This window comes from Castellaniella sp. GW247-6E4 (assembly GCF_040276065.1).
Taxonomy (GTDB): domain Bacteria; phylum Pseudomonadota; class Gammaproteobacteria; order Burkholderiales; family Burkholderiaceae_B; genus Castellaniella.
Genome location: NZ_JBELOI010000002.1, coordinates 426,491 through 439,172 on the forward strand (window position 1 = coordinate 426,491; position 12,682 = coordinate 439,172).

The window sequence follows — 12,682 nt, forward strand, 5'->3', positions numbered from 1 at the left end:
GCGGCCTTCTCAGCGGCGGCCTTCTCGGCAGCCGCTTTCTCGACGGCAGCCTGTTGCGCCTCGGCCTTTGCCTTGGCCGCTTGTTCCGCCGCCAGGCGTTCTTGTTCTTCGCGCAGCTTGCGCTCCTTCTCCAATGCAATTTCGGCGTCGGCCTGGGCCTTGGCGGCCGCCGCTGCGCGCGCTTGGGCCTCGGCGAGGGCTTGCGCCTGTTGCTCCGCTTGCGCGCGGGCCGCGGCGAGAGCGGCCTCCTGGGCGCTATTGTCCGGTGGTGTGGGTTCCGGCTCGGGCTGAGGTTCCGGCTGAGGTTCGGGTTCGGGCTCCGGTTCCTGGGGCGTCTGTTCGGCCGGCGGGGCGGCGTCGGCCACGGTGCCCTGAGCCCAGAGCTCGATCTGGACGGGGCCCGGGTTGTCGGGCGCCGCGTTGAAGCCCACGACCATCAGGACGATGACCAGACCGTGCGCCAGCAGTGAGTACATCAGGCCGCGGCGTTCCTCGCGACGCCCGTCGCCGGATTCCTGTTCGCGTGTCGAAAAACGTTCAAAGAGTTTCATGAGCCTGTGAGTGTCTGTCGTGGCCTGGCGTCCGGGTTCCCGATGCCTGTGGCCTCGTCAGCGTTTCTGTTCGGTGGCGGTCTGGTTCACGAGTAAACCCAGGCGCGTGATGCCACCGGTGCGCAACTGGTCCATGACCTGCATCACGGACTCGTAGGGCACCTTGCCGTCCGCGGAGATCACCACGGGCGTTTCGGCCGTGGCCACCGCCTGGACCTCGGCGAGAAGGTTCCGCTTGTCGACCATGCGGAACGAGGTGCCCGAATCGCGTAGGCGCATGCTGATCTCGCCGTGCTCGTCGATCTGGACCTCCACGGGCTTGACCGGGACCTCGGAGGCCGTGCCGACCGAGGGCAGTTCGATCTGGCCCGGCGTGATCATCGGCGCGGTCACCATGAAAATCACCAGCAACACCAGCATGACGTCGATGTAGGGCACGACGTTGATGTCGTTCTTGAGTCGCCGCACGTTGCGGCCGCGCAAGGTTCCCATGTCAGTGCACCTGGCGTTGCAGGATATTCAGGAACTCGTCGACGAAACTATCGAAGCGGATCGACAGGCGGTCGATCTCGTTCGTGTAGCGGTTGTAGGCGACGACGGCCGGGATGGCCGCGAACAGGCCGATCGCGGTGGCGATCAGCGCTTCCGCGATGCCGGGCGCAACCGCCGCGAGTGTGGCCTGCTGCATGGTCGACAGTCCCATGAAGGCATGCATGATGCCCCAGACCGTGCCCAGCAGCCCGACGTAGGGACTGACCGAGCCGGTCGAGGCCAGGAAGTTCAGATGGGCCTCGAGGCTGTCCATCTCGCGCTGGTAGGCGGCCTTCATGGCCCGGCGGGGCGCGTCCAGCAAGGTGTCGCCACGGGCGGCCGAGCGGCGCGCTTTGATGAATTCCGTCATGCCCGCGTCGAAAATCCTCGCGAGCGCCCCATGTTCCTCTCGACGTGAGGCAATGGCCTGCTGCAGGACGGTCAGGTCGCCGCCGGCCCAGAAATCATCCTCGAAGCGCCGGGTCTGCGCATCGGCGCGCTTGAGCGCCGCGCGTTTGCTGAAGATGTACGTCCACGACAGGATCGAGACGGCCAACAGGATCAGCATGACGATCTGGACCGGAATGCTGGCGTTCCCAATGAGGGACAGCAGCGACAAATCGCTTTGGGATTGCATGGTTAGTTTCTGGCCTTTTCCAGTAGGTTCCTGAGGGATGGTGTCATCCGGACGGGTTTGAAGGTTTCAGAGTGCACGGCACAGACTTGGATGTCGGCCGTCGCGAGGAGCTCGTCGTCCCGCCGGGCCTCCTGGGCGAACAGGAGGATCGAAGCGCCGACATTGGCTACTGCGGTATGGATGTCGACCCTGTCGTCCAGGCGCGCGGGGCGATGATAAGTCACGGCCGCGCGCCGCACGACGAACACCACGCGTTCCTGCGCGGCGAGCACGCGCTGATTCATCCCGAGCGCTCGTAGCCATTCCGTGCGCCCGCGTTCAAAGAACTTGAGGTAGTTTGCGTAGTAGACGACACCGCCCGTGTCGGTGTCCTCGTAATATACGCGAATGGGCAGAGTGGCGGGCGGATTGGGGGCGTGCGGATCCATTTTTTCGTTAAGCCGTGTGACAGGCCGCCTGCGCGCGCCTGTGCGCATGGGCGGGCGATCGTGGCTTAGAGGGATTTTAGCGTTTCGAGTATGAACGCGACAGCCTGATCGGGCGTCACCCGCTGGGCCTCGCTCTCGCGGCGCGCCTGGATTTCGACCACACCGTCCTTCAGGCCGCGCTCGCCGAGCGTGACGCGCAAAGGGATCCCGATCAACTCCCAGTCGGCGAACATGATGCCGGGACGGGCATCGCGATCGTCGAGGATCACGTCCACGCCGGCGTTTTGCAGCGCCTCGTACAGCGTTTCAGCCGTGTTGCGCACAGTTTCACTTTTGCCGAAGCCGATCGGGCACAGCACCACCTCGAATGGCGCGAGCGCGCGGGGCCAGATGATGCCACGTTCGTCGTGGCTCTGCTCGATCGCCGCCGCCGAGATCCGGCTGATGCCGATGCCGTAGCAGCCCATCTGCATGAGGGTCGGCTTGCCGTCGGTCTCGAGAAAGGTCGCGTTCAGCGCGCGCGAGTACTTGTCGCCCAGGAAGAACACGTGGCCGACCTCGATGCCGCGCTGGATCGACAGAGCGCCGCCTTGGGGATCGGGGTCGCCGGCCACGACGTTGCGCAGGTCGGCGACGACTGGCTCGGGCAGGTCGCGGCCCCAGTTCACCCCGGTGTAGTGATAGCCTTCCTCGTTGGCGCCGCAGACGAAATCCCCCATGTGGGCAACCGTGTGATCAGCGATCAGGGTGACCGGCCCGCGCAGTCCGATCGGGCCCAGGTAGCCGGGCGGGCTGCCGAATGCATCGAGGATCTCGGGCTCGGTGGCAAAACGGTAGCCGGCCTCGAAACCAGGCAGCTTGCTGGTCTTGATTTCGTTCAGTTCGTGGTCCCCGCGGATCAACAGCAGCCAGATGCGCGCCGGGCCATCGGCCGGGTCCGTCGCCAGCACGATGGATTTGACGGTGCGTGCCAAGGGCAGCCCGAGCTGTTCGGCCACGATTTCGCATTTCGGGGCTTGCGGGGTGGCGCGCTTTTCGAGGGCTTCCCGCGCGGCCTCACGCTCGGGGATCAGGCAGGGGGCCGCGGCCAGCTCGATGTTGGCGGCGTAGTCCGAAGCCGGGTTGTAGACGATCAGGTCCTCGCCGGTGTCGGCGATGACCTGGAATTCGTGGCTGCGCGAGCCGCCGATCGAGCCGGTGTCGGCGGCCACCGCGCGATAGCTCAGGCCCAGGCGGGTGAAGATGCGCTGATAGGCCGCGTACATGGCATCGTAGCTGGCCTGGGCGCCCGCCTCGTCGCGGTCGAACGAGTAGGCGTCCTTCATCGTGAACTCACGCCCGCGCATCAGGCCGAAGCGTGGGCGCCGTTCGTCGCGGAACTTGGTCTGGATATGGTAGAAGTTCACCGGCAGTTGACGCCAGCTGTGGATCTCGTTGCGCGCAATGTCGGTGACGACCTCCTCGGAGGTCGGCTGCAGGACGAAGTCACGCTGATGACGGTCCTTGATGCGCAACAGTTCGGCGCCATATTGTTCCCAGCGGCCGGTTTCCTCCCAGAGCTCGGCGGGCTGGACGACCGGCATCAGCAGTTCGAGCGCGCCGGCGCGGTCCATTTCCTCGCGCACGATGGCCTCGATTTTGCGCAGCACCTTCAGGCCCATGGGCATGTACGTGTAGATCCCTCCTGCGATCTTGCGGATGAACCCTGCGCGGGTCATCAACTGGTGGCTGACGACCTCGGCATCCGCGGGCGCTTCCTTCAGGGTGTTGAGATGGTACTTGCTGGCGTACATGGTAGGGTTTCCGGTTGGTACGTATAATCGGCAGTAATTGTATTGAATTCATTATCGAGGTGGCCCCATGCTGGATCGAGAAGGCTACCGTCCTAATGTCGGCATTATCCTCGTAAACCAGAAAAACGAGGTTTTTTGGGGCAAACGCATCCGGGAGCATGCCTGGCAGTTCCCGCAGGGCGGCATCAAGCACGGGGAAACCCCGGTGCAGGCGATGTATCGCGAGCTTCACGAGGAAGTCGGCTTGCGTCCCGAGCACGTACGGATATTAGGACGGACGCGCGACTGGCTGCGCTATGACGTACCGGATCATTTCGTGCGCCGTGAATTGCGAGGGCACTACAAGGGGCAAAAGCAAATCTGGTTCCTGCTGCGTATGGTGGGGCGCGATTGCGACGTCAGCCTGCGTGCCACCGAATCGCCCGAGTTCGACGCCTGGCGGTGGAATGCGTACTGGGTGCCGCTCGAGGCGGTGATCGAGTTCAAGCGCGAGGTCTACACGCTGGCCTTGCACGAGCTCTCCGGCCTGCTGTTTCGCCGCACGCCCGAAAACCGCTACCTGCGGCACCGTGGCGGCCGCGCGGCCGCCAAGTCGCCCGCGCGCGAAGCATGAGCAGGGTTATGATTGCGTATTCCAGATACGCCCTCACATAAGGTTTGAACGCATGCTCCAAGACCTCGACTCATTGGCCGAGCGCATCCGGAAACTGGTTCAGGCGGCTCGCCAGCTCCAGGCGGAACGCGGCACCCTGCAGGCCCGCGTCCGCCAGCTCGAGCAGGAATGCAACGCCCTCAAGGACCAGCAGATCCGCGAGCAGGACGAATTCACGCGCATGTCCGAGCGCGTCGCGCACCACGACCACGAGTTGCAGTCCGTGCGCGACGAGGCGCTCGCGGCCCGCGCGGCGCTCGAGGACCAGGTGCGCGGCCAGAAGGGGCAATCCGACGCCTTGCGGGAACGCCTCGAGCATGCCGAGTCCGACCGTGACAAGCTGCGCCAGGTCGCGCAAAGCGCCCAAGAACAGATCGACTTGATCCTAGAACGCCTGCCAGGCGCGGAGTAACCCTCATGGAACGCGTAGACGTCTCGATCCTCGGCCGCGACTATTCGCTGGCCTGCGCACCATCCGAAAAAGAGGCCCTGTTGGCCGCCGTGCGGCACGTGGACCAGCGCATGCTGGCCATCAAGGGGGCCGGCAAGATGGCGAGCAACGAGCGCATCGCCGTCATGGCCGCGATTCAGATCGCCGGCGAGCTGCTGAACATGCGCGCGCCCGACGGCCCGCTCAGTAATATTGCTTTGGGCGATTTCAAGGGTAAAATCGATGCCATGAACGATATGCTCGATCAAGTGCTCGGGCCTGCCGTTTGAGGCATAGACTGTTTTCGGCCTCCGCAAGGTGTCCGTACCCTTTAGTCCCTGCCGTGTTCGTGACTTGGCCATACATTCCTTGAACCAATGCTAATTGGCATAGGTTGCTGGATTGACAGATGGGTGCGCTACCTTTGTTGGATAGCCCGAAGCCTGACTGAAGGCGACCACCGTGAACCTCCGGTTCCGGGATGCCGGCCTAGACGGCACATGCGGGGCATTTCTCGAAAGCTCGTCAGTGTTGACGGGCTTTCGTCTTTTCAGGAGTCTTGAATGTATCCAACCACGGATAAACGTAAGCGCATGCTGTCCCTGCTGCCCGCCCTGATTCTGGCTGGCGCCGCGCTGGGTGTTTCGGTGCCGGTCGCCGCCCATGGCGACGGGCCGGATGGCCGCCGGGCGCACGCGCCCCGCGCCAGCCTGCACGCCCAGGCCTCATCCGAAATCGCCCAGGACACCGTGCAGATCGTTCTGGCGGCCGACTTGCGCGCGGACACCCAAGAGGCGGCCGCCGAGGGCCTCAACACCCGCCTGGACGCCGTCATGCGGCAGGCCAAGGACCAAAAGGGCGTCGAGGCGCGCAGCGGCAGCTATCGCATCTGGCCCTCGAGCGGGCAGGACGGCAAGATCGCCGAGTGGCGCGGGCGTGCCGAGATCATCCTGACCTCCAAGGATTTTGCGGCGGCCTCGCGTCTGGCCGCCGACCTGGGGGCCCGCATGCCCATCTCCGGGATTTCCTTCTCGGTCTCGCCCCAGGCGCGTGCCGCCGCCGAGCAGGCCCTGCTTGTTCAGGCCGTCGATGCCTTCAAGGCGCGGGCGCAGGCCCTGACCGATGCCTTGGGCTTCGCCTCCTACCGCTATGATTCAATCGATCTCGGGGGCAGCGGCGAGTCCATGCCCAGCCCCATGCCGCGCATGATGATGGCCATGGCTGCCGACGCGCCGGCGGCGCCCGTCGAGGGAGGTACCGAGACCGTCAGCGTGTCGGTGAGCGGGACGATCTGGCTGCGGCCCGCCCATACAGCAGCAGACCAATGATGATCATGGGCAGCGACAGCATCTGACCCATCGACAGCCCGCCGGCCAGCAGGCCCAGGAAGGCGTCCGGTTCCCGGGTGAACTCGACCAGGAACCGGGCCGCCCCGTAGCCCATCAGGAATACCGCGCTGATTTGCCCCGTGGGGCGCGGCTTGCGCGCAAACCACCAGACCAGCGCGAACAGCGCGAATCCCTCGAGCCCCATTTCGTAGAGTTGCGAGGGGTGGCGCGCGAGGCCATCGTGCGCCTGCGGAAAGACCATGCCCCAGGGCAAATCCGTGGGCCGGCCCCACAGTTCGCCGTTGATGAAGTTCCCCAGGCGGCCCGCCGCCAGGCCCAGCGGAATCAGCGGCGCGATGAAATCGCCCAGTTCGAGCAGCGTGCGCCCCCGCCGACGTGCCAGCAGCAGCATGGCGATGATCACGCCCAGCAGGCCGCCGTGGAAGGACATGCCGCCCTCCCACACTCGGAGGATCGCCAGCGGGTGGTTCACATAGTCCGCGAATTTATAGAACAGCACATAGCCCAGGCGCCCGCCGAGGATCACGCCCAGCACGCAATAAAAGATGATGTCTTCGAGGTCGCGCAGGTCCAGGCCGCAGGGATGGTGCCGGATACGCCAGCGGCCGAGCAGCCAGGCCAGGCCGAAGCCCGCCAGGTACATCAGGCCGTACCAGTGAATGGCCAGTGGCCCGAGCTGCAGGGCGATGGGGTCGATCTGGGGGAATGGCATGTCCGTCCCGGGGGCGAAAAATTATCATGGATAATAACGCGATCGGATGGCGCCGCGCGCCGAGCGGGATAGGCAGGATAGGAATACAGTTCATGGGAATATCGATGTCGAGGATCCGGGCGGCAGCCCTGGTGATGATCGTGGCCGCGGCATGGCCCGCGGCGCGGGCAGAGACGGTTCATCCGGGGCAGGCGCTCGCGAGCGCGCGGCAGTGTCTGGGTTGTCATCAGGTCGACGCTCGCCGCGTGGGTCCGCCGTTCACAGCTATCGCCGCCCGCTTTGCCGGCCAGCCCGGGGCGCGGGATTATCTGGCTGAGGTCATACGCAAGGGCAGCACCGGTCAATGGGGTGCGATTCCCATGCCGGCCCAGCCCCGCGTCAGCGAAACCGACGCGCGGGTTCTGGCGGCATGGATCTTGTCCCTGGGGGCCGAGCGCTAGGGGGATCGCCGCGGGTGCGCGGCGTGATGTTTGGGAGAAAAAATGGAAACGGCAATATTGGGCGGTGGGTGCTTTTGGTGTCTGGAGCCAGTCTTCCAGGCGCTCGAGGGTGTCGACGAGGTGCAGCCGGGATTTTGCGGAGGGCATATCGAGTCCCCCACGTATGAGCAGGTTTGCCGCCAGGACACCGGCCACGTCGAGGTGATCCGCGTGCGCTTCGACCCGGCGCGCATTTCGTATCGCACCCTGCTCGAGGTTTTCTTTGGGACGCACGATCCCACCACGGCGGACCGGCAGGGCGGGGACATCGGTCCGCAGTATGCCTCGGTGGTGTTCTTCGCCGACGAAGGCCAGCGCGAGCAGGCGCAGGCGATCAAGGACGAGATGCAGGCGGCGCTGGGGATGCGGGTCTGCACGCGCATCGAGCCCGCCGGGCCGTTCTGGCCGGCCGAGGACCTGCACAAGGACTACTATCGTCGCAACCCCCAGCAAGGCTATTGCCAGGTGGTCATCGCGCCGAAGCTCGCCAAGTTCCGCCGGCGTTACGCCTCCTTGCTGCGTGACTAATGTCCTGTTCGGTCCATCCGCACGGGACGCTAGAGCTTCAGCAGCCTGGCGAGCGGGGCGCCGGGCAGCGTCAGGCGGGCGAGGCCGGCGAGGACCGCCAGGGTGACGGTCGTCCGGATCACCAGGATCACCCAGATGTCCGCGCCCAGCGTGAGGATCAGCAGCGTGTCCTCAATCAGCGCATGGCATAGCGACAGCCACGATAGCGCCAGCAGCCGCGTGCGCGCGCTGTAGCCTTCGCGCTCCGTGGCCTCGATGATGAGGGCCCCGCCGTAGGCCAGGCCCAGCAGCACGCCCACCGTGGTCAGGGGCGCGGCGCGCTCCTCCAGTCCGGACAGGCGCAGCAGCGGCGTGAGCAGGCGCGTCACCAGCCGTGTGACACCCAATCGCTCCAGGATATCGAGGAAGCACACCAGGAAGACGATGATCACCAGGATCATGGCCAGCGACTGGGTCGAGGACCACAGCCAGCTCCAGACGTCCGGGGTGCCGCCGGCCAGGGCCGAGTCCTGGCGCATCCAGTCCAGCGAGACGGGCTCCCGCAGCCAGCCCCAGGTGTCGCAGGCCCAGGTCACTGCGGCACCGTACAGGGCGCCGAGCGTCACCCGCAGCGCACCGGTGAATAGGGCGCTGGCCCCCGCGCGCCGGACGACGGATTGCTCCGTGGGCACGTTATGGGCGAACAGCATCATGGCCCCCAGCGCGCTGATCTGCGCCACGTTCATCCGCAGGTCGTCCGAGAGCGCGGCCATCGAGGCCAGGCCGCCGTAAATGTTCGTCAGGATCGTGGTCGCCCAGATGATGCCCGCCTCGGGCGGCAGGCCCAGCAGCGCCATCGCCGGCGCGATCGCGTCCCCCACCACGGCGATCAGCCCCAGGCGCTGTGCGATGTAGACGAGGACCATCACGGGCACCATGATGCGCGCGATGGTCAGGAACATGCGCAGGCTGCGCAGCGCGATGGTGCGCGGATAATCCAGGATGGACGTCATGGGCGCCCCTTCGAGCGACAGGCCGGAATGCCCGAGATTGTAGTCGAGGCCGAACATGGGTTTTGTCCCGGCGCGGGCCGGGATGCCGGCCGCCTGGGCGGCGGCGACGGCTCAGGCCTTGAGCACGCCGCGCCGGATCTGGTCGAGCTCGATGGATTCGAACAGGGCCTTGAAGTTGCCCTCGCCGAAGCCCTCATCGCCCTTGCGCTGGATGATCTCGAAAAATATCGGCCCGATCTGGTTGGCGGTGAATATCTGCAGCAGCAGGCCGCCGCCGGGCGCACCGTCGAGCAGAACGCGGTTGCGGCGCAGCCGGGCGGTGTCCTCGCCGTGGCCGGGCAGCCGCCGGTCCAGCAACTCGTAATAGGTGTCTGGCGTGTCCAGGAATCGCACGCGGCCCGCCAGGCCCTCGACCGTGCGATGGATGTCGTCCGTGGCCATGGCGATGTGCTGGATGCCCTCGCCGCGGTAGCGGTCCAGGTATTCCTGGATCTGTCCAGGCTTGTCGCCGCCCTCCTCGTTGATGGGAATGCGGATCTTGCCGCAAGGCGAGGTCATGGCCATGGATTTCACGCCGGTGACCCGCCCTTCGATGTCAAAGTGGCGGACTTCGCGGAAATTGAAGATGCGCTCGTAGAATTCGGCCCATTCCCGCATGCGGCCCTTGTGCACGTTGTGCGTCAGGTGGTCGATGGCCGTCAGGCCCGCGTCCGGGTGCGTCGAATCCACGGTGGCGGTGGCGGCGTGCAGCGGCTCGAAATCCACGTCGTAGATGTCGATGTCCCCGATGCCGCCGTGTCCGTGCTTGCCGCGCCAGCGATCCACGAGATAGATCAGGGAATCGCCGATCCCCTTGATGGCGGGGATGTTGAGTTCCATGGGGCCGTTGTGTGAATCGAAGCCCCAGGCGCCTTTTTCCAACGCCATGTCCATGGCGCGGGCGGCGTCCTGGACGCGCAGGCCGATCGCGCAGATCGAGGGGCCGTGCAGACGGGCGAAGCGCTGGGCAAAGGAATCGGGCTCGGCATTCACCAGGAAATTGATCGCGCCCTGGCGGAACAGGGTCACGTTCTTGTTGCGGTGGCGGGCGATGGCGCGAAAGCCGAGTGCTTCGAAGGCCCGGCCCAGGGCCGCCGGATCCTCGGCCGTATATTCGATGAACTCGAAGCCGGCGGTGCCCATGGGGTTGTCCCAGGGTTCGAATCGTGTGCTCATGAGGGCTCTCCTGGTGTCAGCGCTCCGGCTCATGGACGTGAGCGCCCATGTTTGGAATTTTAGGGGATGACACCCGGAGAAAGATTGCAAACATGGAGGCCAGGAACTATGGTTGAGCAATATTCATCCACATAAATCGATAAAGCAACAATATCATGCCTAATATTGATCTCGATCGAACGGATCGGCAGATTCTTGCCCTGCTGCAGCAGGATGGACGGATCAGCAATCAGGACTTGGCCGAGCGCGTGTCCCTATCTCCCAGCCCCTGCCTGCGCCGGGTCCGGCGCCTGGAGGAGCAGGGCATCATCCGCCGCTATGTGGCCCTGGTCGATCCCGAGCGGCTGGGGCTTGGCCTGCTGGCCTATGTATTCGTGCGGCTGGACAAGACCCATCGGGCATCGCATCAGTCGATCCCGGATTTCGCGCACGACGTGCAGGGCTGGCCCGAGGTGGTCCAGTGCTACGCCATGTCGGGCGACATGGACTATGTGCTGAGGGTGCAGGTCCAGGATCTGGCCCGGTTCTCGCAGTTTGTCATGGATACCTTGATGCGTCATCCGGCGGTCGTGGACATGCGGTCGAGCTTCGCCTTGCAGACCGTCAAGGAGACCACCGAACTGCCGGTCTGATGAGGACGGGCGCGAAAGGCTGCGCAGGGCTCCCGGGAGCGGCGGGATCTTTGATATAGAATAAAACTATCGATAAATAATAAATATTCAAATTTATTAAATACGCGGCTTCGCCTAGACTTGCGGCATGGGCTCGCCAACCTTGTGGGCCGCCAAACATCCGCCGACCACGGGCCGGTGGATCCGATTCACTCCCAGGAGGACGTCATGAAGAAACTCACCACCGCCGCGGGCGCTCCCGTCGTCGACAATCAGAACACCATGACCGCCGGGCCGCGCGGTCCCGCCTTGCTGCAGGATGTCTGGTTGCTCGAAAAGCTCGCGCACTTCGACCGGGAGGTCATCCCCGAGCGCCGCATGCACGCTAAAGGCGCCGGCGCCTACGGCACGTTCACCGTGACCCATGACATCACCCGCTACACCCGTGCCGCGCTGTTTTCCGAAATCGGCAAAGAGACGCCGATGTTTGCGCGCTTTTCCACCGTCGCCGGCGAGCGCGGCGCGGCCGACGCCGAACGCGATATCCGCGGCATCGCCATGAAGTTCTACACCGAGCAGGGCAACTGGGACTTGGTCGGCAACAACACGCCGGTGTTCTTCTTTCGCGACCCGCTCAAGTTCCCGGACCTGAATCATGCGGTCAAGCGCGATCCGGGCACCGGCATGCGCAGCGCCCAGAACAACTGGGAATTCTGGACCGGCCTGCCCGAGGCGCTGCACCAGGTGACCATCGTCATGAGCGATCGGGGCATCCCCTCGGATTACCGCCACATGCACCTGTTTGGCAGCCACACTTTCAGTTTCATCAACGCGAACAATGAGCGTTTCTGGGTCAAGTTTACGTTCAAGAGCCAGCAGGGCATCCGCAACCTCACCGACGCCCAGGCCGGCGAGCTGATCGGCCGCGACCGTGAGAGCTCGCAGCGCGACCTCCACGAGTCGATCGCGCGAGGCGAGTTCCCGCGCTGGACCTTGTATGTGCAGATCATGCCGGAACAGGAGGCGGGCGCCTATCACCTCAACCCCTTCGATCTCACCAAGGTCTGGCCGCACGGCGACTATCCGCTCATCGAGGTTGGCGTGCTGGAGCTCAACCGCAATCCGGGGAACTTCTTCGCCGAGGTGGAGCAGGCGGCCTTCACGCCCGCGAATGTCGTGCCTGGGATCGGTTTTTCGCCAGACCGCATGCTGCAGGCGCGCCTGTTTTCTTACGGTGATGCGCAGCGCTACCGCCTGGGCGTCAATCATCACCAGATTCCGGTCAATGCGCCGCGCTGCCCCTTCCACAGCTATCATCGCGATGGCGCGATGCGGGTGGACGGCAACCACGGCGGCATCACCGGCAACCAGCCCAACAAGGCGGGCGAGTGGGCCGAGCAGCCCGAGTACCGCGAGCCGCCGCTCAGCCTCGAGGGCGCGGCCGACCATTGGAACCATCGCGAGGATACGGATTACTTCTCGCAGCCCGGCGCGCTGTTCCGGCTGATGTCGCCCGAGCAGCAGCAGGCCTTGTTCGACAACACCGCGCGCGCCATCGCGGGGGTGAGCAAGGATGTGCAGGACCAGCATGTCGAGCACTGCACCCAGGCTGATCCGGCCTATGGCGCGGGGGTGGCTGCCGCCATCAAGGCCCTGGGCTAGATCCCGATGGGCGGGCTGGCGCGAGGTTTTCGCCAGTCCGTTTGCGAGCTGTTTTCCGGCTATGGTATAGTCACGCTTCTTTGCTGCCCGGCCCCTCGGGTTAACCCGGTCA

Annotated in this window: 15 protein-coding genes, 1 other RNA gene and 1 pseudogene; 9 read left to right on the forward strand and 8 right to left on the reverse strand. The window is 65.0% G+C overall.

The genetic code is table 11. The features are described 5' to 3' along the window. The 5 genes and pseudogenes from ABS761_RS05135 to ABS761_RS05155 all read right to left on the reverse strand — a co-directional run. Positions 1-551 (reverse strand): annotated as a pseudogene (locus ABS761_RS05135) (cell envelope integrity protein TolA); the annotation flags it as partial. Positions 552-608: 57 nt separating this feature from the next. Continuing rightward, a complete protein-coding gene (locus ABS761_RS05140; protein ID WP_350407029.1) occupies positions 609-1,043 on the reverse strand; it encodes an ExbD/TolR family protein in 435 nt (144 codons plus the stop codon). Position 1,044: 1 nt separating this feature from the next. Then, entirely contained in the window at positions 1,045-1,719 is a 675-nt protein-coding gene (tolQ, locus tag ABS761_RS05145; protein WP_350407030.1) for a protein TolQ, read from the reverse strand. Between the two features lie 2 nt (positions 1,720-1,721). After that, positions 1,722-2,147, reverse strand: a complete 426-nt coding sequence (ybgC, locus tag ABS761_RS05150) for a tol-pal system-associated acyl-CoA thioesterase (RefSeq protein WP_350407031.1) — start codon at positions 2,145-2,147, stop codon at positions 1,722-1,724. Positions 2,148-2,212: 65 nt separating this feature from the next. Continuing rightward, positions 2,213-3,940, reverse strand: coding sequence for a proline--tRNA ligase (locus ABS761_RS05155; protein ID WP_350407032.1), 1,728 nt, complete (start codon positions 3,938-3,940; stop codon positions 2,213-2,215). A 67-nt stretch (positions 3,941-4,007) separates the two neighbouring features. On the opposite strand from ABS761_RS05155, the gene ABS761_RS05160 reads away from it, so the two are divergent. From ABS761_RS05160 to ABS761_RS05180, 5 genes are all read left to right on the forward strand, one after another. Continuing rightward, positions 4,008-4,553: an RNA pyrophosphohydrolase gene (locus ABS761_RS05160; protein ID WP_350407033.1), complete on the forward strand. Its 546-nt coding sequence runs from the start codon at positions 4,008-4,010 to the stop codon at positions 4,551-4,553. A 52-nt stretch (positions 4,554-4,605) separates the two neighbouring features. Further along, the gene (locus ABS761_RS05165; RefSeq protein WP_350407034.1) at positions 4,606-5,004 is read left to right on the forward strand and encodes a hypothetical protein; all 399 of its coding nucleotides are present in this window, start codon (positions 4,606-4,608) and stop codon (positions 5,002-5,004) included. A gap of 5 nt (positions 5,005-5,009) precedes the next feature. Further along, entirely contained in the window at positions 5,010-5,312 is a 303-nt protein-coding gene (locus tag ABS761_RS05170) for a cell division protein ZapA (protein WP_350407035.1), read from the forward strand. Positions 5,313-5,354: 42 nt separating this feature from the next. Then, positions 5,355-5,535: non-coding RNA, 6S RNA (ssrS, locus tag ABS761_RS05175), on the forward strand. A gap of 50 nt (positions 5,536-5,585) precedes the next feature. Next, the gene (locus ABS761_RS05180) at positions 5,586-6,350 is read left to right on the forward strand and encodes an SIMPL domain-containing protein (RefSeq protein ID WP_350407036.1); all 765 of its coding nucleotides are present in this window, start codon (positions 5,586-5,588) and stop codon (positions 6,348-6,350) included. Here the strand turns inward: ABS761_RS05180 and lgt are convergent. Further along, the gene (gene lgt, locus ABS761_RS05185; protein WP_350407037.1) at positions 6,289-7,083 is read right to left on the reverse strand and encodes a prolipoprotein diacylglyceryl transferase; all 795 of its coding nucleotides are present in this window, start codon (positions 7,081-7,083) and stop codon (positions 6,289-6,291) included. The genes ABS761_RS05180 and lgt overlap by 62 nt on opposite strands. A 92-nt stretch (positions 7,084-7,175) precedes the next feature. Between lgt and ABS761_RS05190 the strand changes: the two genes are divergently transcribed. Beyond that, positions 7,176-7,523, forward strand: coding sequence for a c-type cytochrome (locus tag ABS761_RS05190; protein WP_350407039.1), 348 nt, complete (start codon positions 7,176-7,178; stop codon positions 7,521-7,523). A 42-nt stretch (positions 7,524-7,565) separates the two neighbouring features. Continuing rightward, positions 7,566-8,090 carry a peptide-methionine (S)-S-oxide reductase MsrA gene (gene msrA, locus ABS761_RS05195; protein ID WP_350407040.1) on the forward strand — a complete coding sequence of 175 codons (525 nt, stop codon included), beginning with the start codon at positions 7,566-7,568 and terminating at the stop codon, positions 8,088-8,090. 29 nt (positions 8,091-8,119) lie between these two features. Here msrA and ABS761_RS05200 read toward each other — a convergent pair whose 3' ends face one another. Both ABS761_RS05200 and hppD read right to left on the reverse strand, forming a co-directional pair. Beyond that, a complete protein-coding gene (locus ABS761_RS05200; protein WP_350407041.1) occupies positions 8,120-9,139 on the reverse strand; it encodes a nucleoside recognition domain-containing protein in 1,020 nt (339 codons plus the stop codon). A 54-nt stretch (positions 9,140-9,193) separates the two neighbouring features. Next, on the reverse strand, positions 9,194-10,297 hold the full coding sequence (gene hppD / locus ABS761_RS05205; RefSeq protein ID WP_350407043.1) for a 4-hydroxyphenylpyruvate dioxygenase: 1,104 nt from the start codon (positions 10,295-10,297) through the stop codon (positions 9,194-9,196). A 155-nt stretch (positions 10,298-10,452) separates the two neighbouring features. On the opposite strand from hppD, the gene ABS761_RS05210 reads away from it, so the two are divergent. Both ABS761_RS05210 and ABS761_RS05215 read left to right on the forward strand, forming a co-directional pair. After that, positions 10,453-10,929: an Lrp/AsnC family transcriptional regulator gene (locus ABS761_RS05210; protein ID WP_350407044.1), complete on the forward strand. Its 477-nt coding sequence runs from the start codon at positions 10,453-10,455 to the stop codon at positions 10,927-10,929. Positions 10,930-11,136: 207 nt separating this feature from the next. Then, the gene (locus ABS761_RS05215; RefSeq protein WP_350407045.1) at positions 11,137-12,570 is read left to right on the forward strand and encodes a catalase; all 1,434 of its coding nucleotides are present in this window, start codon (positions 11,137-11,139) and stop codon (positions 12,568-12,570) included. Positions 12,571-12,682 lie beyond the last annotated feature (112 nt).